This is a genomic window from Novosphingobium sp. BAM6, assembly GCF_057784955.1.
The window spans coordinates 62,537-82,355 of the sequence record NZ_JBYNTR010000002.1 but is presented as its reverse complement, the minus strand read 5'-3'; the positions used below and the strand labels follow the sequence as shown (position 1 = coordinate 82,355).

23 protein-coding genes are annotated in these 19,819 nt (G+C 66.6%); 16 read left to right on the top strand and 7 right to left on the bottom strand.

Going from position 1 to position 19,819, the window contains the following annotated elements:
• Nucleotides 1-48: 48 nt before the first annotated feature.
• On the bottom strand, nucleotides 49-282 hold the full coding sequence (locus AC3EC3_RS09065; RefSeq protein WP_260926147.1) for a DUF1192 domain-containing protein: 234 nt from the start codon (nucleotides 280-282) through the stop codon (nucleotides 49-51).
• Between the two features lie 109 nt (nucleotides 283-391).
• Here AC3EC3_RS09065 and AC3EC3_RS09060 point away from each other — a divergent pair, with 109 nt between their 5' ends.
• From AC3EC3_RS09060 to AC3EC3_RS09050, 3 genes are all read left to right on the top strand, one after another.
• Nucleotides 392-1,414 carry an NAD(P)H-quinone oxidoreductase gene (locus tag AC3EC3_RS09060; RefSeq protein ID WP_488489307.1) on the top strand — a complete coding sequence of 341 codons (1,023 nt, stop codon included), beginning with the start codon at nucleotides 392-394 and terminating at the stop codon, nucleotides 1,412-1,414.
• 82 nt (nucleotides 1,415-1,496) lie between these two features.
• Nucleotides 1,497-2,117, top strand: a complete 621-nt coding sequence (locus tag AC3EC3_RS09055; RefSeq protein WP_488489830.1) for a glutathione S-transferase family protein — start codon at nucleotides 1,497-1,499, stop codon at nucleotides 2,115-2,117.
• A gap of 165 nt (nucleotides 2,118-2,282) precedes the next feature.
• On the top strand, nucleotides 2,283-2,987 hold the full coding sequence (locus AC3EC3_RS09050) for a DUF1013 domain-containing protein (RefSeq protein ID WP_488489306.1): 705 nt from the start codon (nucleotides 2,283-2,285) through the stop codon (nucleotides 2,985-2,987).
• A 97-nt stretch (nucleotides 2,988-3,084) separates the two neighbouring features.
• Here the strand turns inward: AC3EC3_RS09050 and AC3EC3_RS09045 are convergent, their stop codons facing one another.
• The gene (locus tag AC3EC3_RS09045; RefSeq protein WP_488489305.1) at nucleotides 3,085-3,963 is read right to left on the bottom strand and encodes a LysR substrate-binding domain-containing protein; all 879 of its coding nucleotides are present in this window, start codon (nucleotides 3,961-3,963) and stop codon (nucleotides 3,085-3,087) included.
• A gap of 108 nt (nucleotides 3,964-4,071) precedes the next feature.
• Between AC3EC3_RS09045 and AC3EC3_RS09040 the strand changes: the two genes are divergently transcribed.
• Complete coding sequence (locus AC3EC3_RS09040) at nucleotides 4,072-5,163, top strand: YeiH family protein (RefSeq protein ID WP_488489304.1); 1,092 nt, start codon at nucleotides 4,072-4,074, stop codon at nucleotides 5,161-5,163.
• 75 nt (nucleotides 5,164-5,238) lie between these two features.
• On the opposite strand, the gene AC3EC3_RS09035 is transcribed toward AC3EC3_RS09040, so the two are convergent.
• Entirely contained in the window at nucleotides 5,239-5,640 is a 402-nt protein-coding gene (locus AC3EC3_RS09035; RefSeq protein WP_488489303.1) for a bactofilin family protein, read from the bottom strand.
• Nucleotides 5,641-6,789 (bottom strand): M23 family metallopeptidase, encoded by a 1,149-nt coding sequence (locus tag AC3EC3_RS09030; protein WP_488489302.1) that lies wholly within the window; start codon nucleotides 6,787-6,789, stop codon nucleotides 5,641-5,643.
• A gap of 291 nt (nucleotides 6,790-7,080) precedes the next feature.
• Here AC3EC3_RS09030 and AC3EC3_RS09025 point away from each other — a divergent pair, with 291 nt between their 5' ends.
• From AC3EC3_RS09025 to AC3EC3_RS08985, 9 genes are all read left to right on the top strand, one after another.
• Nucleotides 7,081-8,370 carry a glutamate-5-semialdehyde dehydrogenase gene (locus tag AC3EC3_RS09025; protein WP_488489301.1) on the top strand — a complete coding sequence of 430 codons (1,290 nt, stop codon included), beginning with the start codon at nucleotides 7,081-7,083 and terminating at the stop codon, nucleotides 8,368-8,370.
• Nucleotides 8,371-8,395: 25 nt separating this feature from the next.
• Nucleotides 8,396-9,079 (top strand): nicotinate-nucleotide adenylyltransferase, encoded by a 684-nt coding sequence (locus tag AC3EC3_RS09020; RefSeq protein ID WP_488489300.1) that lies wholly within the window; start codon nucleotides 8,396-8,398, stop codon nucleotides 9,077-9,079.
• 125 nt (nucleotides 9,080-9,204) lie between these two features.
• On the top strand, nucleotides 9,205-9,615 hold the full coding sequence (gene rsfS, locus AC3EC3_RS09015) for a ribosome silencing factor (protein ID WP_488489299.1): 411 nt from the start codon (nucleotides 9,205-9,207) through the stop codon (nucleotides 9,613-9,615).
• A 152-nt stretch (nucleotides 9,616-9,767) separates the two neighbouring features.
• The gene (locus tag AC3EC3_RS09010; RefSeq protein ID WP_488489298.1) at nucleotides 9,768-10,193 is read left to right on the top strand and encodes a 23S rRNA (pseudouridine(1915)-N(3))-methyltransferase RlmH; all 426 of its coding nucleotides are present in this window, start codon (nucleotides 9,768-9,770) and stop codon (nucleotides 10,191-10,193) included.
• Between the two features lie 42 nt (nucleotides 10,194-10,235).
• A complete protein-coding gene (locus tag AC3EC3_RS09005) occupies nucleotides 10,236-11,510 on the top strand; it encodes a murein hydrolase activator EnvC family protein (RefSeq protein WP_488489297.1) in 1,275 nt (424 codons plus the stop codon).
• 147 nt (nucleotides 11,511-11,657) lie between these two features.
• Nucleotides 11,658-13,061, top strand: a complete 1,404-nt coding sequence (locus AC3EC3_RS09000) for a S41 family peptidase (protein ID WP_488489296.1) — start codon at nucleotides 11,658-11,660, stop codon at nucleotides 13,059-13,061.
• Between the two features lie 22 nt (nucleotides 13,062-13,083).
• Complete coding sequence (locus AC3EC3_RS08995; protein WP_488489295.1) at nucleotides 13,084-13,575, top strand: disulfide bond formation protein B; 492 nt, start codon at nucleotides 13,084-13,086, stop codon at nucleotides 13,573-13,575.
• 22 nt (nucleotides 13,576-13,597) lie between these two features.
• Nucleotides 13,598-14,140 (top strand): demethoxyubiquinone hydroxylase family protein, encoded by a 543-nt coding sequence (locus AC3EC3_RS08990; protein ID WP_488489294.1) that lies wholly within the window; start codon nucleotides 13,598-13,600, stop codon nucleotides 14,138-14,140.
• A gap of 156 nt (nucleotides 14,141-14,296) precedes the next feature.
• Complete coding sequence (locus AC3EC3_RS08985; protein WP_488489293.1) at nucleotides 14,297-14,917, top strand: hypothetical protein; 621 nt, start codon at nucleotides 14,297-14,299, stop codon at nucleotides 14,915-14,917.
• A gap of 87 nt (nucleotides 14,918-15,004) precedes the next feature.
• Here the strand turns inward: AC3EC3_RS08985 and fabI are convergent, their stop codons facing one another.
• From fabI to AC3EC3_RS08970, 3 genes are all read right to left on the bottom strand, one after another.
• Nucleotides 15,005-15,808, bottom strand: coding sequence for an enoyl-ACP reductase FabI (gene fabI, locus AC3EC3_RS08980; protein ID WP_488489292.1), 804 nt, complete (start codon nucleotides 15,806-15,808; stop codon nucleotides 15,005-15,007).
• Complete coding sequence (locus AC3EC3_RS08975) at nucleotides 15,786-16,676, bottom strand: YihY/virulence factor BrkB family protein (RefSeq protein WP_488489291.1); 891 nt, start codon at nucleotides 16,674-16,676, stop codon at nucleotides 15,786-15,788. The genes fabI and AC3EC3_RS08975 overlap by 23 nt, the downstream gene beginning before the upstream one ends.
• 98 nt (nucleotides 16,677-16,774) lie before the next feature.
• The gene (locus AC3EC3_RS08970; protein ID WP_488489290.1) at nucleotides 16,775-17,722 is read right to left on the bottom strand and encodes a DnaJ C-terminal domain-containing protein; all 948 of its coding nucleotides are present in this window, start codon (nucleotides 17,720-17,722) and stop codon (nucleotides 16,775-16,777) included.
• 156 nt (nucleotides 17,723-17,878) lie between these two features.
• Here AC3EC3_RS08970 and pdxH point away from each other — a divergent pair, with 156 nt between their 5' ends.
• From pdxH to AC3EC3_RS08955, 3 genes are read left to right on the top strand one after another with little or no spacing between them, the layout of a single operon-like run.
• A complete protein-coding gene (pdxH, locus tag AC3EC3_RS08965) occupies nucleotides 17,879-18,508 on the top strand; it encodes a pyridoxamine 5'-phosphate oxidase (RefSeq protein WP_488489289.1) in 630 nt (209 codons plus the stop codon).
• A complete protein-coding gene (locus AC3EC3_RS08960) occupies nucleotides 18,505-19,461 on the top strand; it encodes a cation diffusion facilitator family transporter (protein WP_488489288.1) in 957 nt (318 codons plus the stop codon). Before pdxH ends, AC3EC3_RS08960 begins: the two co-directional genes overlap by 4 nt.
• A complete protein-coding gene (locus tag AC3EC3_RS08955; RefSeq protein ID WP_488489287.1) occupies nucleotides 19,458-19,793 on the top strand; it encodes a low molecular weight protein tyrosine phosphatase family protein in 336 nt (111 codons plus the stop codon). Before AC3EC3_RS08960 ends, AC3EC3_RS08955 begins: the two co-directional genes overlap by 4 nt.
• Nucleotides 19,794-19,819: the final 26 nt, after the last annotated feature.

Sequence of the window (19,819 nt, the reverse complement as noted above, 5' to 3'; positions counted from 1 at the left end):
AAAGGGTTGCGAGGGGCTCGTCGAAGCCATCCGGGCGCAACCCTATGGTCAAGAGGTTCGAGACCCGGCCTTGGGCGCTCCGAACAGCGCTTGTGCGGCCAGCATATGCGCCGAGGCACGCTCGCGATGATCGCGAATGCGGGAAATCTCGAACTCGAGCAGAGAGATTCGCGCGTCGAGTTCGTCCAGCGAATAGCCGTCCAGGCTTTCGCGGGCGAGGAGGCTGGCGGCACCGAAGTTGCCTTCGGTCGACCGCCGCCGCGGTCCTTCGTCGTCGTCCATTAGTGGAACATCGGTCTGATCGCTTTTGCTGTCAATGCCCTTGCGACACGGCACAAAGTGATCCACTGCTGCGATGAACCGGGGTTACGAAAGGGCGAATTTCCTCGCCATGTCGACTGAGATTTCCACCATTTCCGCCACGCTTCCCACCACCATGACCGCCATCGGCTACGATGCGCCGGGCGGCCCCGAGGTGCTGCGGCCCGAAACGCTGCCGATGCCTGTGCCGGGCGTGGGACAGGTGCTGATCAAGGTGGCCTTCGCGGGCGTGAACCGGCCCGACGTGGTCCAGCGCGAGGGCAATTATCCCCCGCCGCCGGGCGCTTCGCCGATACCGGGACTGGAAGTGTCCGGCACGGTCGTCGCGCTGGGCGAGGGCGTCACTGATCCGCTGCTCGGCATGCGCGTCTGCGCGCTGATCACCGGCGGTGGCTATGCCGAATATGCGCTGGCCGATGCCGGACACTGCCTGCCGGTGCCGGACGACCTTCCGCTCGATCAGGCCGCCGCGCTGCCCGAAACGCTGTTTACGGTGTGGCACAACGTGTTCGAGCGCGGTTTCGCGCGCGAGGGCGAGACGCTGCTGGTCCACGGCGGCACCAGCGGCATTGGCTCGATGGCGACGATGCTGGCGCGGCTGTTCGGCCTCACGGTCATCACCACCTGCGGTTCGCCCGAGAAGTGCGCGGCCTCGCTCGACATCGGTGCGCATCACGCGATCGACTACAAGGCGAGCGATTTCGTCGAGGAAGTGCGCCGCATCACGCAGGGGCGCGGCGTCGATCTGGTGCTCGACATGGTGGCGGGCAGCTATGTGGCGCGCAACCTCAAGTGCCTTGCGCCCGAGGGTCGCCATGTCACCATCGCGGTGCAGGGCGGCGCGAAGGCGGAGATCAACATGGCCGTGGTCATGATGCGGCGCTACACGCTGACCGGATCGACGCTGCGCGCCCGCTCGGATGCGTTCAAGTCGCTGCTGGCGCAGGATCTGCACGAAAACGCCTGGCCGCTGGTCGAATCCGGTGCGTTGCGTCCGGTGATGGACCGCCGTTTCGCGCTGGCCGACGTGGCTGCTGCGCACGCTTACATGGAATCGGGCGATCATGTCGGCAAGATCGTGCTGGAAGTCTGAGGCAACAGGCTTAAGCTGATCCTACGGCGGGGCGCCCGGACAGCGGGCGGGGCTGAATGACGAACGGGCGGGACGTAAGATGATGACCGATAAACTGGTGCTGCATGAAGATCCGCGCAGCGGCAACTGCTACAAGATCCAGCTGACCGCGGCGCTGCTCGGCCTGCCGCTGGAGCGTCGGCAGTACGACATCATGCGCGGCGACACGCGCACGCCCGAGTTTCTCTCGAAAGTGAACTCGAATGGACGCATTCCGGTGCTGCAGGTCGGTGAGCGCTTCCTGCCCGAAAGCAACGCGGCATGCTGGTATCTGGGCGAGAGCACGCATCTGGTGCCCGACAGCCGCTTCGAACGTGCCGACATGCTGCGCTGGATGTTTTTCGAGCAGTACAACCACGAACCGAACATCGCCACGCTGCGCTTCTGGCTGGTCTTTCTGGGGCAGGGCAACCTCAGCCCGCAGCAGCGCGAACAGATCATGGGCAAGCGCGCGGCGGGTGAAGCCGCGCTCAAGCTGATGGACGAGCACCTGACGGGCCGCGAATGGTTCGTCGGCGCTTCGGCCAGCCTCGCCGACATTGCGCTGTTCGCCTATACGCATCTGGCCGAGGCGGGCGGGTTCAGCCTTGGCGATCATCCGGCGGTCTGTCGCTGGCTCGACCGGGTGCGCAAGCTGCCCGGCTTCGTGGCGATGGATAAATAAGGAAGCGCGAGGCTCTGTAGGGCCGGTTGCGGATCGGTCGCTCTCTTGACGGATTGCAACAAACCCCAAGCATGCGCTTGCCCAACGGCGTGAATTCGCCTAAACCGGCCCGGAACGGCCGCTCCGCGAGGGGCGGCCCTTATTGTTTCCGCTGGAGATAAAGACATGAGCCAGCCCGCTCCGCTGATGCCGCACGCGACCGCCGCCTGGCTGGTCGATAACACGGCGCTGTCGTTCGAACAGATCGCAGAATTCTGCGGTCTGCACATGCTCGAAGTCCAGGCCATGGCTGACGACCTCACCTCGAGCAAGTACACCGGTCGCGATCCGGTGCGTTCGGGCGAACTGACGATGGACGAGATCGAGAAGGGTCAGGCCGATCCTGCGTACAAGCTGCGCATGCACAAGATCCCGATCACCTCTAACCGCACCAAGGGCCCGCGCTACACGCCGGTCTCGAAGCGTCAGGACAAGCCCGATGGCATCGCCTGGATCCTGCGCAACCACCCCGAGGTTTCGGACGCGCAGGTCGGCAAGCTGATCGGCACGACCCGCAACACCATCGCTGCGATCCGCGACCGTTCGCACTGGAACATCGCGAACATCACGCCCAAGGATCCGGTGACGCTGGGCCTGTGCTCGCAGCGCGAACTGGACGCGATCGTTGCCAAGGCCGCCAAGAAGGCCGGGATCACCGACGATGGTCAGGGCGATCAGCGCCTGACCGACGACCGTCAGGCCCTGATCGACGAGCTGCGCGCCGAGCGCGAGGCCGCCTCGCGCGCGTCGAGCGAAGCCGCGCAGGAAGCCGAAGTCGCCCGCTGGCTCGAAGCCAAGCGCGCTGCCGAGCGGGAAGCCGGCGAAAGCTGAGCTTTTCCGTTACCGGATGAAAGACGCAAGAAGGGGCCTCGCAAGGGCCCCTTTTTCGTATCGGCTGGAGCCCAGGCCAGGAACCTTGCGTCAGGTTTCACGCGCGCTCTTCCAGCAGCGCCAGCAGGGCATCGGCGGCGCGGGTGCGATAGCGCTCCTTGTGGCGCAGGCCGTGGAAGGCGCGGGCGGAAAACACGAAAGGCGCGGCATGCAGCGTGCCCGCCGCCAGCGCCGGAGCGACCACGAGGCCCGAGAGCACGGCGATGCCGACGCCTGCCTCCACCGCCGTGCGCACGCTTTCGTTGGAGGGCAGCACCAGCACCGCGTCGCGCGCGTCCGGGTCGAGGCCCTGTTCGCGCAGCGTCTCCTCGAAGCTGGAGCGGGTGCCCGACCCCTGCTCGCGCATGACCCATGGAATGCCGGGTGCGACCAGAGCGGGCAGGGTGGCGTCGGGCGCGAAAGGCGTGGCGCTGACCAGCACCAGCCGGTCCGCACCCAGCACCCAGTGCGCCAGCGCGGGATCGTCCACCTCGCCCTCGACGATGCCAAGGTCGGCCAGCCCTTCGTGGACTTGCGCGGCGGCCTGTTCGGTATTGGCGATGGCAAGCTCCACGGCGATGGCCGGATAGCGCCGGCGGAAGGCGGCGAGCACCGGGGGGAGCCAGTAGGCAGCGATGGTCTGGCTGGCGACCAGCCGCAGCCGTCCGCGCGAAAGGCCGCCCAGTTCCTCCAGCATCACCTGCGTCGCGTCGGCCCGCGCCAGCAGTCCGCGTGCTTCGGGAAGGAACAGCTGCCCCGCTTCGGTCAGGGCGATCCCGCGCCCGACGCGGTGGAACAGCTTGACGCCGTGGCGCTCCTCCAGCGCGCCGATGGCCGAGGACACTGCCGACTGCGTGAGATTCAGCGCCCGCGCGGCGGCGGTCATGTGCTGGCGCTCGGCCACGGCGACGAAGATGCGCAACTGTTCGAGAGTCATGATGAGACCCTCGCACTATTCATCAGGAAAATCGATCAAAATGATATAAATGAAGCGTTGGATAGATGAATGCCGCAGGCGTAGCTGAAGGGGCGAAAGGAATGTCCCATGCGCGCTTTCGCGTCCCCCATCGCTTTCCCCAAGGCCCTTCATGCCCCGATCGGCTCCTCCCTTGCGCCTGTTCGCAAGGTGCTGCCGGGGCTCGCGCTCTGCCTTGCCGTCACGCTTGCAGCCTATGCGCTGGAAGGCGTGGAGCGCGCGCTGGTGGGCAAGGCCTGGCTGGAGGCGTTGGTGCTGGCGATCGTGCTGGGCACGGCGTTGCGCAGCCTGTGGAACCCGTCCGGGCGCTGGCATGCGGGGATCGCCTTCAGCGCCAAGTATCTGCTGGAGATCGCGGTCGTGCTGCTGGGCCTGTCGGTCAGCGCGGGCACGATCCTGTCGGCGGGTCCGGCGCTGCTGGGCGGGATCGCGGGCGTGGTCGCGCTGGCCATCGCGGTGAGCTTTGCCATCGGGCGCCTGCTCGGCCTGCCGGTCCGCATGGCGCTGCTGATCGCCTGCGGCAACTCGATCTGCGGCAATTCCGCCATCGCCGCCGTCGCCCCGGTGATCGGTGCGGATGGCGAGGAGGTGGCAGGCTCGATCGCCTTTACCGCCGTGCTGGGCGTGGCCGTCGTGCTGGGCCTGCCGGTGCTTGGCCTTGCGCTTGGGATGAGCGAGACCGCTTTCGGCGCCTTTGCCGGGCTGACGGTCTACGCCGTGCCGCAGGTGATCGCCGCCACGGCACCGATGGGCACCGTCGCCATCCACATGGGTACGCTGGTCAAGCTGGTGCGGGTGATGATGCTCGGCCCGGTGTGTCTGACGCTCTCGCTGCTGATGCCGCGCCAGCATCACACACACGGGACTGAAGAAACGCAGCGCAAGGGGCCTGCCATCGGCCATCTGGTGCCGTGGTTCATCATCGGGTTTCTGCTGCTGGTCGCGGTCCGCTCAGCTGGACTGGTGCCGCAGGCCGTGGTCGCACCCGCCGGGCATCTGGCGACCGGACTGACGGTGGTGTCGATGGCGGCGCTGGGTCTTGGCGTCGATGTGCGCAGCGTGGCGCGGGCCGGAGGCCGGGCGACCGTGGCGGTGGTCGGCTCGCTCGCCCTGCTGGGCGCGGTGAGTTACGCGCTGCTGATGGTGGTCAGGCTGGTCTGACGCCGGACGGAAGATTCGTAGCGAAGCGGACCGGCTTTCCCCGCCGCCGGCCAGCTTCGCTACGGATATGATTCTTTACTGGGCCGCGATCGCCAGCGGTGGCTTCGCGGTAATCGAAGGCGCCAGATCGCCGCCGTTGGGCGACAGGCGACCGTCGATCTGCGCGCCCTGCTCGATGGTGAGCGCGTCGTAATGCACATCGCCGACGATCCGCGCGGTCTTGAGAATCACCACTTCGCGCGCGGTGATCGTGCCCTTGACGGTGCCTGCGATGCGCGCGGTCTTGGCCTTGATGGCGCCGGTGATCTCGCTGCCTTCGCCCTGGACGAGGCCCTGGCAGGTGATGTCGCCCTCCACCCGGCCATCGACGTGGAGGTCGGCAGAGGCGTTGACGTCGCCTTTCACCGAGACGTCGGGGCTGAGGATCGAGAAAGTCGAGGCCATGCCGCTGCGCGGCGCGATGTGGGGACGGGGCATTTAGCGGGTTTCCTGCTGCTGGACGTTGCGGGCGGCCTCCAGGAAAGGCCGGGGATTGACCGGGTTGCCGTTGACCCGGACTTCGAAATGGAGATGCGATCCGGTCGAGCGGCCGGTGCTGCCCATGCGGGCGATCTGCGTACCGGCGTCGACCTTTTCGCCGACATGGGCATCGAAGCCCGAAAGGTGGCCATAGCGCGTCATCAACCCGTTGCCGTGGCTGACCTCGATACAGTTGCCATAGCCGCTGCGCTGGCCGACGAAGGAGACCGTGCCCTTGGCGGCGGCATAGATCGGCGAGCCCATCGGGCCCGGAAAGTCGAGCCCTGCGTGAAACGCGCTGGCGCCGGTGAACGGGTCCGAACGATAGCCGTAGCTCGACGAGACATAGGCGACATGCGCGGGCGAGACCTGCGGGATGCTGGCAAGGCCGTTCTCTAGCGAATCCATCCGGGCGAGGCTCTTGCCCAGCGCCCTGAAGCGCGGATCGATGGTGCCGTGCGACAGCAGTTGCAGCGGGCCACCCTCGGCGGCGCGGGCGCGGACCATCATCGCATTGGGATTGAGGCCTAGCTCGCGGATCTGTGCAACGGCGCTCTCGCTGCGGGCATCGGCATAGCGGGTAAGGCGGTCCACCAGCGCGAACTGCTGCGCCTCGATCCGGTCAAGCTGGGCGGACGTGGGCAGGCCGCGCAGCGACAGGACGGCGGCGCTGATCTTGTTCGGGTCGGTTGGGGTAGAGGTCGATGCGGTGGGGGACGTTTCCAGCGCGGCATCGGTGGCGCCGTCCGAACCGAGATGGGCGTCCATCAGCTGTTCGAGCACCTGCTGGCGGCGGGCGAGGTCTTCGGTGCGGGCTTCCACGCCTTCGCGGTAGCGCGCGAGGCGGGCCTGCTCCTGCGCGACCTGTGCCTCGCGTCCGGCGAGCGCGGTCTGGCGGTCTCCCGCTGTGGCATGGCCCAGGGCCAGCGCGCCGAGCGAGGCAGCCGAACCGCCGACCAGCGCGAACGCGACTGCCGCCGCCGCGACCTGCGTGCGCGAGGACAGTTTCACGAAGCGGATCTGTCCTTGCGACCGCACGATGAACTCGCGGTCGGCAAAGGCATTCCGCAGGCGCTGTTTCAGCACCGCGACATTCGGTAAGTTCAAGACGACCCCGCCACAAATCCGGAACGGCACGCCCGATCAGAGCGCCGCTTCCGCAAGGTCGCTTCCGCTAGCAAAACCGCCGCGCTCTGGCGAATCCGCCCGCCGTAATCTTCCGTGGATTCGGGCCGAGTCGAAATCGGCAGGCGATGAACGGATGCCCGGTGTCGCACGCCCGTTACGCGCCCGTTGCCCTGAGATCCAGCGAATCGCCGGAATGCCTGCGAATCTGCCATTTCCGGGCGGTGACAGGGCGGTGACAGGCGCACGCGTCGATGATAGGACACGCAGGCTATGGAACAGGATCTTCAGCTCGCCCCCGTCGTCACGACGGAAACGCCCGAAGCGCTCGTCGCCCGCATTGCGCGCGACGGCCGCGCGGCGCAGGCCGTGCTCGCCACCTTGAGTGACGAGGCCAAGCGTGCCGCACTCGTCAGCGCCGCCGCCGCGCTGCGGGCCGCAGAGCCAGCGATTCTGGAAGCCAACGCGCAGGACATCGCGGCGGGTGAGGCCAAGGGTCTGTCGGGCGCGATGCTCGATCGCCTGCGCCTCGATTCCGCGCGTCTTGCCGGGATCGCCGATGCCGTCGATCAGGTGGCGGTGCTCGCCGATCCGGTGGGCGAGGTGATTTCGCAGAGCGAGCGACCCAACGGCCTCAAGCTCTCGCGCGTGCGCATTCCCATCGGGCTGATCGGCATCATCTACGAAAGCCGCCCCAATGTGACGGCAGACGCGGCGGCGCTGTGCCTTCGCTCGGGCAATGCCGTGTTGCTGCGCGGCGGCAGCGAGGCGATTCATTCGAACCGCGCCATTCTGGCCGCGATGGTGGCCGGGCTCGAAGCGGCGGGCGTTCCCGGTGCGGCGGTGCAGTTGGTGCCGACGCAGGACCGTGCGGTCGTCGGCGCGATGCTGACGGCGGCGGGGCTGATCGACATGATCGTGCCGCGCGGCGGCAAGAGCCTGGTCGCGCGCGTGCAGGCCGATGCCCGCGTGCCGGTGCTCGCTCACCTCGACGGGCTTTGCCATACCTATGTGCACGAGGCCGCCGATCCCGAGATGGCGCGCGCGCTGACGCTCAATGCCAAGATGCGCCGCACCGGCATCTGCGGCTCGATGGAGACGCTGCTGCTCGACGCGCGCTTCCCCGAAAGCGCCTCGGTGGTGGCCGGGTTGATCGAGGCGGGCTGCGAAGTGCGCGGCGATGCCCGCGCCCGTGCGCTCGACCCGCGCGTGCTGCCCGCCACGGATGAGGACTGGGACACCGAATATCTCGATGCGGTGCTGTCGGTCGCGGTGGTCGATGGCCTCGATGCCGCGCTCGCGCATATCGCGAAGCACTCCTCGCACCACACCGATGCCATCGTCACGGCGGACGCGGATGTGGCCGAGCGCTTCCTCAATGCGGTCGACAGCGCGATCGTGATGGTCAACGCCTCCAGCCAGTTCGCCGACGGCGGCGAGTTTGGTCTCGGGGCAGAGATTGGCATTGCCACCGGGCGCCTCCATGCGCGCGGTCCGGTCGCGCTCGAAGGGCTGACCACCTACAAGTGGCAGGTGCGCGGGACCGGGCAGGCGCGCCCGTAAGAACCGGCGCCCTCACGCGATCGCAGTGACTCGACCTACTCAGATCCGCAGCGGCCCGGTGACCGGGCTGCTGGGCGGCAGCTTCAACCCGGCGCACGGCGGGCACCGGCGCATCACGCTGTTCGCGGCCGAGGCGCTGGCGCTGGACGAGGTGTGGTGGCTGGTATCTCCCGGCAATCCCCTGAAGCCGCAGGAGGGCATGGCACCGCTGGCGACACGCTGCGAATCGGCGCAGAAGCAGGCCCGCCGCGCGCGGATTCGTGTGACCGCATTGGAGCGCGAAATGGGGACCCGCTATACGGTCGATACCCTGCGCGCGGTGCTGAAACGCTGGCCGAAGCGTCGCTTCGTGTGGCTGATGGGGGCGGACAATCTGGCCCAGTTGCACCGCTGGAAGGACTGGCGAAAGCTGGCACGACTCATGCCGATTGCGGTTATCGCCCGTCCGGGGTATGATGATGCCGTCGTCGCGAGCCCCGCGATGGCCTGGTTGAGGCGTTTCCGGCGGCCTTTGTCCAGTCTCGAGCGGCCGGAAAGGTGGAGCGCACCGGTACTGGTGACATTGCGGTTCGATCCCGACACGCGGTCGGCCACGGCGATACGCCGGGCAGATCCGGACTGGGCCCGAAAGTCTACGACACGGCTTTCGAGAGGTCGGCAGCTTCGTGACCAGGTCACGCGGCGCCTGATTTCCGGCACTTGGTCGTGACACGAGAAGCAGCCTCTCCCCTCGCCCCCGACAACGACAAGACCCGATCGCGCGCGGTCGTGCGGCAACCCGTCCGGGTTCGCCGCCGAATGTGCCGGTCCCTGAAAGGAGCACACACGACCTAGATGCCACAGGCACAAACCCAGCCGGAATCGACCGGCATTTCTGCCCCGACCGCGAATCTGCCCACGGTCGAATCCGACGATCCCTTGCTGTCGCTCGTCCTGCGTTCGCTCGACGATGATCAGGCGCAGGACCTCGTCACGATCGATCTGGGCGGCAAGTCCAGCATCGCCGATTTCATGGTGATCGCCTCGGGCCGTTCGACCCGCCAGGTCGCTGCAATGGCCCAGAAGCTGGGTGAGCGCATCAAGCAGGGCGGTTTCGGCCATGCCCGCGTCGAAGGCCTTCCCGCAGCCGACTGGGTGCTGGTCGATGCCGGCGGCGTTGTCGTCCACCTGTTCCGCCCCGAAGTGCGCACGTTCTACAATCTGGAACGCATGTGGGGCTTCGACGGACCCAGCGGCGCCGCCTGATCGCGGCCGATATGTCGGGCGCCTCGGCTGTCATGTCGAGGCGACACATATTTGACGGGCAGGCCTTGTCGGGGCGCTTTCAAGCCATCGAAGGCCTGCGCAAGTCCATGTAGGGCTTGCGCCGGGCGCCGCGCTGGCGCACCGCCTGCCCCATGCTTCTGCACATCATCGCCCGCGGCAAGATCGCCCGTTCGCCCGAAGCCGAACTGCTTGATCGCTATGCCAAGCGCCTGACCTGGCCGTTCCGCCATAGCGAACTGCCCGATGTCGGCGGGCGGATACCGCCTCCCACCCATACCCCGGTGCGCGAAGTCCTGCTGGATGAGCGCGGCAAGCTGATGAGCAGCGAGGAGTTCGCTGCGCTGCTCGGGCGCTGGCGCGACGAGGGCGTGCGCGAATGCCGCTTCCTTATCGGCGCCGCCGATGGCCATGGCGACGAGGCACGGGCGCAGGCCGATCACCTCCTGTGCTTCGGGCGCATGACCTGGCCGCACCTGATGGTCCGCGCGATGCTGGCTGAGCAGCTCTGGCGCGCCACCGCGATTCTGGCGGGGCATCCGTATCATCGGTCGGGCTGAGAGAGCGTTGGACATTCCTCCCAGTCGATCTAGACAGCGCGTGTGAGCCTTTCTTCGCGCGCCCTCCCATCCCGACGCCTGAACCGTGGCGCGCTGCTTGGCGCGACGCTGCTGGTGGCCGTGGGGGCAGTCGTACTGGCCCATCCGGGGCAGGGGCAGGGCGACAGCCTGGCCGTGCTCGATCCTGCTGCCGATGCCGCGCAGGCGCGCCGACAGATGGCGCAGGCCCGGCACGAGGGCGAGATCGCCCGCCAGCGCGCGGACAAGCTCGAAGCGAAAGCGAAGCTGGCAGGCGCGCAGGTCGAGAAGACCGCGCAGGCTGCCGCTGCCGTCGCCGCGCGTATCCAGCAGAACGAGGCCGACATCGCCGCGCGGCAGGCAAGGATCGCGCTGATCTCTGCCGAGCGTGAACGGCTACGGGCCGACCTTGCGCGCAGGCAGGCGCCGCTGATCCGGCTGACCGGTTCGCTCCAGCGCCTTTCGCGCCGCCCGCCGCTGTTCGCGCTGCTGCGCCCCGGCTCGGTGCGCGATCTCGTCTACATGCGCGCGGTTCTCGATTCGGTGATGCCCGAGGTCGAGGCGCGCACGGCGGACCTGCGCGCCGATATCGCCCGCGCCCGCACGCTGGAGGCCGACGCGCGCGAGGCCAATGCCGATCTGCAGGTCGCGCAGGACGATCTGGGCAGGCGACGCACCGAACTGGCGGTGCTCGAATCGCGCCAGCGCCTTGCCAGCCGCGCCGCCTCCGGGCTGGCCGCGCGCGAGCAGGACCATGCCCTCGCGCTGGGCGAGAAGGCGCGCGACCTTTCCGACCTGATCGACACGATGGGCGTGCAGGGGCGGTTGCGCGCGCAACTGGCGTCGCTTCCCGGCCCGGTCATGAAACCTGCTGACCCGACCCGCACGCAGGCGGTGACGGTGGCGGACTTCACGCCTCCACCGCAGGGGCTCGGCAGCTATGTCCTGCCGGTGGCGGGCAGGGTCGTGACCGGCTTTGGCGAGGCGTTGCCCGGACAGCCGGGCGCCAGTGGACTGACGCTGGAGACCGGCGCGCAGGCGCAAGTGGTGGCCCCGGCGGACGGGCGCGTGGCCTACGCCGGGGTCTATCGCGGGTTCGGGCAGATCGTGATCGTCGAGCATGCAGGCGGCTGGACCTCGCTCGTCACCGGCCTTGCCCGGCTCGACGTGGCGGTGGGCGACAGGCTGGTGGCGGGATCGTCGCTGGGCGTTGCCGGGGCCGGGCATCCGCAGGTCACGATCGAACTGCGCCGCGATTCGGTTCCGGTTAATCCGCTGCTCTATATCCACGCGCCGTAACTTGCGCTTTTTACGTGCAGCTTTCGTATCTTCGCCCCCGGCTCTTCGCTGGAAAAGCACGGCGCGGCTCGATAGAGTGACGGCCCTGCGACAATACCGGACGGCGCCTTGCCGACCCGGATCGACTGACGAGAGGCCCCAAGCCCGATGAAGTTCCTGCCCCTGATGCGCGCTACCCTGCTGGTTTCCGCCGTGGCGATGTTGCCTGCGGCCACAGCGGGCCTTGCCGCCGTCGACAGCCAGGTGAACCCGGAATTTGGCAAGCTTTTCGAGATCTACCAGCTGATCAAGGAAAACTACGTCGATCCGGTCGATGACGACAAGCTGGTGAAGGGCGCGATCGACGGGATGATGGCCAGTCTCGATCCGCATTCGGACTATCTTGACGGCGCCGCGCTGGACCGTCTGGAGACGATGATCGACGGCAACTATACCGGCCTTGGCCTTTCCGTGGTCGAGGACGACGGCGTGGTGAAGGTGATCTCGCCGTTCAAGGGAAGTCCGGCCGACAAGGCGGGGATCAAGGCGGGCGACTATATCACCCACATCGACGGCAAGCTCTATTACGAGCAGGACCTCGACGAGGCGGTCGACAAGATGCGCGGGCCTTCGGGCACGACGGTGAAGCTCACCGTCTATCGCCCCGGTCGCCCCGATTCGTTCGACGTCACCGTGACGCGCGGGGTGATCGAGCTGGAGCCGGTCACGTCCGAGCTGAAGGGCGATATCGGCGTCGTCAGCGTCAACGAGTTTTCCAAGAACGTCGGGCGCGATGTCGCCAAGGCGATCACCACGCTGCGCCAGCAGGCCGCGACCAAGGGCACCAGGATGAACGGTCTGGTGCTCGACCTGCGCTCCAACCCCGGCGGTTCGCTGGACGAGGCGGTGGCGCTGTCCGACCTGTTCATCGACCACGGCGTGATCGTCTCGCAGCGCGGGCGCCTTGCCAGCGAGAACCAGGTCTATCGCGCCGAGACGGTGTTCAAGGGCGATGCCGTTCCGGGCATGCCGATCATCGTGCTGGTCGATGCGGGCTCCGCCTCGGCGTCCGAGATCGTCGCGGGCGCGTTGCAGGACAGCCATCGCGCGGTGATCATGGGCCAGCGCACCTTCGGCAAGGGTTCGGTCCAGTCGTTCATCCAGCTCGACAAGACCAGCGCGATCAAGATCACCACAGCGCGGTACTACACGCCGTCGGGCCACTCGGTGCAGGAAGGCGGCATCGATCCCGACATTGCCGTGCCGCAGCTGACCGATCCCGATGCCCGCGCCCGCAACGAGCGCGCGGTGCGCGAATCCGACCTTCGCGGCCACCTCATCAACGAATCGTCGATGGCCGACAAGGAACTGGAGCAGGACCAGAAGCCCGATCCGCGCTTCAACATCAGCGCAGAGCAGCTCAAGAAGGACGGCATCACCGACTTCCAGCTGCACTACGCGATCGAGACGCTCGACCGGGTGCAGGGCAAGCCCGCCGCACTCGCCGCGACGGTTCCGCCCAGGCCTGCGGCGGATAAGCCTGCCGCCAAGACACCGAGCAAGTCCAACTGATCCCGATCGGAACCCTGACGCGATGACCGTTGCCGTTTCCCCCTCGCTTCGTCTGGCGCGCATCGTCGCGCTCGCGGTTCCCGTCTGCGCGCTGGGCGGCGCCTATATCGGGCAGTATGCCTTCGGGCTGTTCCCGTGCGAGATGTGCTGGTGGCAGCGCTATCCGCATTTCGTGGCGCTGGTGCTGGCGCTGCTGGCGTTCTGGTGGCGCCCGGTGCGCCCGCTGGTGGCGGTTGCGGGGCTTGCCTTGCTGGTCACGGGGCTGATCGGCGGTTATCATGCCGGGGTCGAGTATCACTGGTGGCAGGGTGTGACCGAATGTACCTCCACGGTATTCGGTGGTGGCGGTAAAAGCTCGCTGGACGCGGTGCTGTCAGCCCCGCTGATCCGCTGCGACGTGGCGCAGTGGAGCCTGTTCGGGATCTCGCTGGCCGGGTGGAACTTCCTGTTCTCCACCGCCGGTGCGATCGCGATTTTCCTGCTGCTGACGCGGCGCGAGAAGAGGTTTGCCTGAGATGAGCACTGCAAGCGCAAGCATGACGGCCAGCAGCTATCACAAGCGCCGCGCGGCGCAGCGATTCTCGCGCATGATTCGCGTCGATCAGGCAGGCGAGTACGGGGCAGTGCGCATCTATGCCGGGCAACTGGCGGTGATGGGATCGCGCGGGCCGCACTCGAACGAGATCGTCCACATGCTCGCGCAGGAAGAGGTCCACAAGGCGCTCTTCGATCAGATGATCGCCGAGCGCGGCGTGCGCCCCACGCTGCTCCAGCCGTTCTGGTCGGTCGCCGGGTTCGCGCTGGGCGCGGTGACGGCGCTGATCGGGCCGGAAGGGGCGATGGCCTGCACGGCGGCGGTCGAGACCGAGATCGACAAGCACTATACCCAGCAGATCGAAGAGATCGGCAAGGACGATCCCGAACTGGCCGAGGTGGTCCACAAGTTCCGCGACGAGGAGCGCGAGCACCGCGACGCCGCGCTGGCCGCAGGGGCGGAGAAGGCGCCTGCCTATCCGCTGCTCTATGCGGCGATCCGGCTGGGCTGCAAGGCGGCGATTCGGCTGTCGGAACGCTTCTGATCGCAGGCGGTTATCGGATCGGGCTGTATCAAAGCGTGTCCGATCAACACCGATGCTACCGTTCGTGGTCCGTCTGACCTATATCGGCTCTATATCATAAGAGGAAACGGCCGGTCCGATATCCGACAGGCCCGTTTGCCAAGGAGTCCCCGTACGATGTCCCGTCTCCTGACCGTCACGACTGCGCTGTCTGTCTTTGCGCTGGCGCTTCCACTCGGTGCCACACCGGCCATAGCGCAGCAGCGCACGCCCGTGGGCGATGCGGGGCCGGAGGATACCGGCGAGAAGATCAACCAGCTGATTGTCTATGGCAACGATCCGTGTCCGGCCTCGCAGGGCAGCGAGATCACGGTCTGCGCGCGCAAGCCCGAATCGGAGCGCTATCGCATTCCCGAGCCGCTGCGCGGGGTGGATGAACCGCAGGCCGAGCCCTGGGCCAACAAGGTCGCTGCCTACGAGACGGTCGGCGCGTCGGGCATCAATTCGTGCTCGCCCTCGGGCTCCGGCGGTGCTTCGGGCTGCACCCAGAAGCTGATCGATCAGGCCTATGCCCAGAAGAAGAACGGCTCCGATGTCCAGTTCAGCAAGCTGATCGATGCCGAACGCCAGAAGCGCCTTGCGACCATCGACAAGACTGCAGCTGTCGAACAGAAGCAGGTCGAGAAGGAAGAGGACGCCTACTTCGCGGCCAAGAAGGCGGACAAGAACAAGGACAATGCAGCGGAGGACGCGGCAAAGGCGGACAACGAGACGGCCCCGGATTCGAAGGGTAACTAACCGCCCCGCTCACGAATCCACCGCCCAAACGAAAAGGGCCGGGAGTGATCTCCCGGCCCTTTTCGTTTGTCGTGTGTCCCTAAAGAATCACACCAGCGCGATGTCCGGTGCGTCTTCCTGCTTCATGCCCACGGTGTGATAGCCCGCATCGACGTGATGCACTTCGCCGGTCACGCCCGAGGCGAGATCGGACAGCAGGTAGAGCCCCGAGCCGCCCACATCGTCGATCGTCGCGTTGCGGCGCAGCGGCGAGTTGTACTCGTTCCACTTCAGGATGTAGCGGAAATCGCCGATGCCGCTGGCCGCCAGCGTCTTGATCGGGCCTGCAGAGATCGCGTTGACGCGGATGTTGCGGGGGCCGAGATCGTTGGCGAGATAGCGCACCGACGCTTCCAGCGCGGCCTTGGCGACGCCCATCACGTTGTAGTGCGGCATCACCTTTTCGGCGCCGTAGTAGGTCAGCGTCAGGATCGAGCCGCCTTCGTTCATCATCTCGGATGCCCGCTTCGTCACGGCGACGAGGCTGTAGGCCGAGATGTTCATGGTCAGCAGGAAGTTGTCCAGGCTGGTGTCCATGTACATGCCGCGCAGCTCGTTCTTGTCCGAGAAGCCGATGGCGTGGACGACGAAGTCGATTGTCTCCCAGCGCTCCTTCAGCGTGGCGAAGGCAGCGTCCAGGGCGTCCATGTTGGACACGTCGCAATCGATCAGGAAGTCGCTGCCCAGGCTCTCGGCAAGCGGCCTCACACGCTTTTCCAGCGCGTCACCCTGATAGGAGAAGGCGAGCTCTGCCCCCTGTTCGTGCAGTTTCCTGGCAATGCCCCAGGCCAGCGACTTGTCGTTCGCCAGGCCCATGATGAGGCCGCGCTTACCCTGCATCAGACCGGTCATTCGTATTTTCCTGTACCTCGTTATCGTGTTCTGCCGCGTGCTTCGCGAAGAGATCGCGGCCCGAAAGTGTTTCCTGCTCTTCCGGACGCGCGGCGAGGGCGGCGTTGAGTTCCGCGCCCACGACCATCCCTAGTCCGACTAGCCAGAAAAAGAAAAGCGAGATCACCACTCCGGCAAGACTTCCGTAAGTGAGATCATAAGCGATGAAATTGCGCAACACTTTGGGCAATATCCACGCCGCTGCCAACCACCAAAGCGTTACAAAGGTTGCACCCGGCCATTTCGGGTTGTGTCGGCCCTGAAACGCGGAGGGCGTGAGCAGCAGGAACAGCGTGAAGATCGACGCGAACAGCGCGCCTGCACTGACCACGCGCGAGGCGGCGATTTCGAAATCGAAGGCCTCGGCACGGGGCAGCAGCACCTCGATCACCTGCTGCACCACCGCGATCAGCACTTGCGAGGACAGCGAAAGCAGCAACAGCAACACCGCCGCAAAGATCACCCCGGTCGAGATCAGGCGGTGTCGCCAGAACCTGGCGCCGGGCTTCACGTCATAGGCGCGGTGGAGAATATCGCGCAGCGTCTCGATCAGGCTGGTCGAGGTCCACAGGCCCAGTATGCCGCCCACCCAGAGCAGCCAGCCGTGGCGTCCGCCGGCGACGGCCTGCGCCACCGGTCCCAGCGCCTCGGTGACGCGCGGCGGCAGGGCGGTGAGCACGGTCGCGATCGAACGGTCCAGCTGGTGGACTTCGCCCAAGAGCGACAGCACGGCGGCGAGCACGATGCAGAACGGGAACAGCGCGATGATCGCCATGTAGGCAAAGTTGCCCGCGTGGATGAAGCCATCTTCCCAGGTACCGGCGATCACCCGGCCCGCCACCGCGAACAGGGTGCGTCGTCGTCGCCCGGATAATCGCCCGTCGGGCCCAGTGTTGAGACCAGCGTCCGGCAAAGAGTCGGGCAGATTCAGGCGCCCAGCCGGGCGCGCACGTCGCGGGTGTCCTGCCAGCCTTCGAGGCGCTGGATCAGGTCCGCATCGTGTTCGGGCAGGACGATTTCCAGCGAGATCAGCTGATCGCCGCGAGAGCCGTCCTTGCGGGTGAAGCCGCGGCCCTTGAGGCGCAGCACCTTGCCCGAGCTGGACCCGGCGGGAACCGACAGCATCACCGCGCCGGACGCGGTGGGCGCCTTCACCTTGGCGCCGTTCAGCGCCTCGTCGAGCGTCACCGGCAGGTCGAGCCGCAGGTCGTCGCCATCGCGACGGAAGGACGCGTGTGACTGGAGCTGGATCGTGACGATGGCATCGCCGCTGCCGCCGGGGCCGGGCTCACCCTTGCCCGAAAGGCGCATCTGGGTGCCGTCCTCAAGGCCTGCGGGCAGCTTGAGGTCGATGGTCTTGCCATCCGAGAGCGTGATTCGCTGCGGTTTCAGCTCGGCCGCGTCGGTCAGCGGCACGGAAAGGCGATAGGAGACATTGGCACCGCGCGGCGCCTGCCTGCCTCCTCCCATACCTCCAAAGCCGCCGCTACGACCTCCACCGCCACCGAACATGCTGCCGAGGATGTCCTCGAAGTCCATGCCGCCGCTCTCGAAGCCGCCGCCGCCCATGCCGCCGAACCCGTGCTGGGGGCCCGAACCGCCGCCGAAGCCGCGCCCGCCGCCGAACCCGGCACCGAAGTCCATGCGCGGATTGCCGTCGGCATCGATCTCGCCGCGGTCGAACTTGGCGCGCTTGTCCTTGTCGGACAGCAGATCGTAGGCGGCGGTCACTTCGGAAAAGCGCTCGGCCGCCTTGGGATTGTCCTTGTTGGCATCGGGGTGCAGCTTCTTGGCGAGCGTGCGATAGGCGGACTTGATGTCCTTCTCGCTCGCGCTGCGGGATACACCGAGGGTGGAATAGGGATCGTTTGCCATGACAGGCGATTAGCTAGGTGCGGTTTGCCTCTGCGGCAAGCATTGCCTTGCACCTGATCTTGCACAGGCCAGATAGAAGCGTAAGGCGAAGGGCGTTCGGGTATGGTCGGCAGGCAGGGCAAGAGCCTCCTTCCGGCAAGCGATGAGGACCAGACAATGAGCGTTACCGATGCGGACCAGAGCCAGATTCACGAAGTGATCCCGCACGGCGATCCCTTCGCGCTGTTCGATGTCTGGATGGACGAGGCCCGCGCCAGCGAGCCCAACGATTCGAACGCGATGGCGCTGGCGACGGCCACGCCGGACGGTCTGCCCTCGGTCCGCATGGTGCTGCTGAAAGGCCATGGCCCCGACGGCTTCGTGTTCTACACCAATGGCCACAGCCGCAAGGGCGGCGAGATCGCCGCGAACCCGCATGTCGCGCTGTTGTTCCACTGGAAGAGCCTGCGCCGCCAGATCCGCATCGAAGGCGCGCTCTCGCCGGTCAGCGATGCCGAGGCGGATGCCTATTTCCATTCGCGCGCCCGCGATTCGCAGCTGGGCGCGGTCGCTTCCGACCAGTCCGCCCCGCTCGATTCGCGCGAGACCTTCCTTGCCCGTTACGAGGCGGTGCGCGAACGCTTCGGCGAAGGCGAGATCGAGCGCCCGCGTCACTGGACCGGCTATCGTGTCGTCCCGCAGGCGATCGAGTTCTGGCACGACCGCGATTTCCGCCTTCACGAACGCCGCCGCTTCGTGCGGGACGGTGAAGCGGGCGGCTGGACCAGCTCGTTGCTCTATCCATGAGCGGTGCTTCTTCCGATAACGGCGCGCTGAACCGCAGCGCCGCCTTCGCCAGCATCGCGGCGGCCAGCGTGCTGCTGCTGCTCAAGGGCTGGGCGGCGTGGAGCACCGGCTCCACGGCGATGCTGGGCAGTCTCGCCGATACCGGGCTGGACCTGATCGCCAGCGTGGCGACGCTGGCAGGTGTGTGGATCGCCGCGCAGCCTGCCGATCACAACCACCGTTTCGGGCACGGCAAGGCCGAGGCGATCGCGGCGATGTTCCAGATCGTGCTGATCTCGCTCTCCGCCTTCGCGATTGCCGCGCGGGCGCTGGAGCAGTTCGCGCAAGGCAGCCAGACGCAAGGGGCAGAAGGTGGCATCGCCGTTTCGGTGATCGCGATCGTCGTCACGTTCGTGTTGCTCGCCTGGCAGCAATATGTGATCCGCCGCACCGCCAGCGTCGCGATCCGTACCGACAACATACACTACAAGTCGGACCTGCTGCTCAATATCGCAGTGATCGTCGCCTTGGTGCTCGACCAGTATGCCGGGTTCGCGCTGGCCGATCCGCTGTTTGGCCTCGGCATTGCGGCGTGGCTGGCGTGGGGCGCCTGGAGCGCCTCGACCGAAGTGCTTGAACAGCTGATGGACCACGAATGGCCCGAGGAGAAGAAACAGCGCTTCCTCGAAGTGCTGGCGGCCAATGCCGATGTCTCCGGCGTCCACGATCTGCGCACGCGCACCTCGGGCAATCAGGACTTCGTGCAGTTCCATATCTGGGTCGATCCGCAGATGACCGTGCGTGAGGCCCACAAGGTGATGGATGCCATCGAGGATCGCCTTCACGCCGAATTTCCTGATCTGGAAATCCTGATCCACCCCGATCCCGAAGGTCTGGTCGACGAAGAGGGCGATGCCGGCAAGGATGTGCTCCCGCCGATCCGGGTCAGTCCGCAAGGAGATGCGACTGCGTGAAGACCGTTCTGTTCGTATGCAGCCAGAATCGCCTCCGCAGCCCGACCGCCGAGCAGGTATTTTCAGGGCGCCGCGATCTGGAGGTTGCCTCTGCGGGCACGAACAACGATGCCGAGGTGCCCTTGTCGCGCGATCTGATCGACTGGGCGGACCTGATCGTGGTGATGGAGCGACGGCATCGCACCCGGATTCAGCAGAAGTATCGCGGCGTGCTCAACGGCAAGCGGATCGTCTGCCTCGATATTCCCGACAACTATGCCTTGATGGAACCGGCGCTGGTCAAGCTGCTCCACGAACGCATGGCGCGGCATCTGCCGGGTATCGTCGGCTGAGGTCCATTTGAAAATTCGCGTAATGC

Bases quoted from the DNA above. Each gene is read 5' to 3' on its own strand.
- AC3EC3_RS09065 (WP_260926147.1), bottom strand. From the start codon at position 282: ATGGACGACGACGAAGGACCGCGGCGGCGGTCGACCGAAGGCAACTTC.
- AC3EC3_RS09060 (WP_488489307.1), top strand. From the start codon at position 392: ATGTCGACTGAGATTTCCACCATTTCCGCCACGCTTCCCACCACCATG.
- AC3EC3_RS09055 (WP_488489830.1), top strand. From the start codon at position 1,497: ATGACCGATAAACTGGTGCTGCATGAAGATCCGCGCAGCGGCAACTGC.
- AC3EC3_RS09050 (WP_488489306.1), top strand. From the start codon at position 2,283: ATGAGCCAGCCCGCTCCGCTGATGCCGCACGCGACCGCCGCCTGGCTG.
- AC3EC3_RS09045 (WP_488489305.1), bottom strand. From the start codon at position 3,963: ATGACTCTCGAACAGTTGCGCATCTTCGTCGCCGTGGCCGAGCGCCAG.
- AC3EC3_RS09040 (WP_488489304.1), top strand. From the start codon at position 4,072: ATGCGCGCTTTCGCGTCCCCCATCGCTTTCCCCAAGGCCCTTCATGCC.
- AC3EC3_RS09035 (WP_488489303.1), bottom strand. From the start codon at position 5,640: ATGCCCCGTCCCCACATCGCGCCGCGCAGCGGCATGGCCTCGACTTTC.
- AC3EC3_RS09025 (WP_488489301.1), top strand. From the start codon at position 7,081: ATGGAACAGGATCTTCAGCTCGCCCCCGTCGTCACGACGGAAACGCCC.
- rsfS (WP_488489299.1), top strand. From the start codon at position 9,205: ATGCCACAGGCACAAACCCAGCCGGAATCGACCGGCATTTCTGCCCCG.
- AC3EC3_RS09010 (WP_488489298.1), top strand. From the start codon at position 9,768: ATGCTTCTGCACATCATCGCCCGCGGCAAGATCGCCCGTTCGCCCGAA.
- AC3EC3_RS09000 (WP_488489296.1), top strand. From the start codon at position 11,658: ATGAAGTTCCTGCCCCTGATGCGCGCTACCCTGCTGGTTTCCGCCGTG.
- AC3EC3_RS08995 (WP_488489295.1), top strand. From the start codon at position 13,084: ATGACCGTTGCCGTTTCCCCCTCGCTTCGTCTGGCGCGCATCGTCGCG.
- AC3EC3_RS08990 (WP_488489294.1), top strand. From the start codon at position 13,598: ATGACGGCCAGCAGCTATCACAAGCGCCGCGCGGCGCAGCGATTCTCG.
- AC3EC3_RS08985 (WP_488489293.1), top strand. From the start codon at position 14,297: ATGTCCCGTCTCCTGACCGTCACGACTGCGCTGTCTGTCTTTGCGCTG.
- fabI (WP_488489292.1), bottom strand. From the start codon at position 15,808: ATGACCGGTCTGATGCAGGGTAAGCGCGGCCTCATCATGGGCCTGGCG.
- AC3EC3_RS08970 (WP_488489290.1), bottom strand. From the start codon at position 17,722: ATGGCAAACGATCCCTATTCCACCCTCGGTGTATCCCGCAGCGCGAGC.
- pdxH (WP_488489289.1), top strand. From the start codon at position 17,879: ATGAGCGTTACCGATGCGGACCAGAGCCAGATTCACGAAGTGATCCCG.
- AC3EC3_RS08960 (WP_488489288.1), top strand. From the start codon at position 18,505: ATGAGCGGTGCTTCTTCCGATAACGGCGCGCTGAACCGCAGCGCCGCC.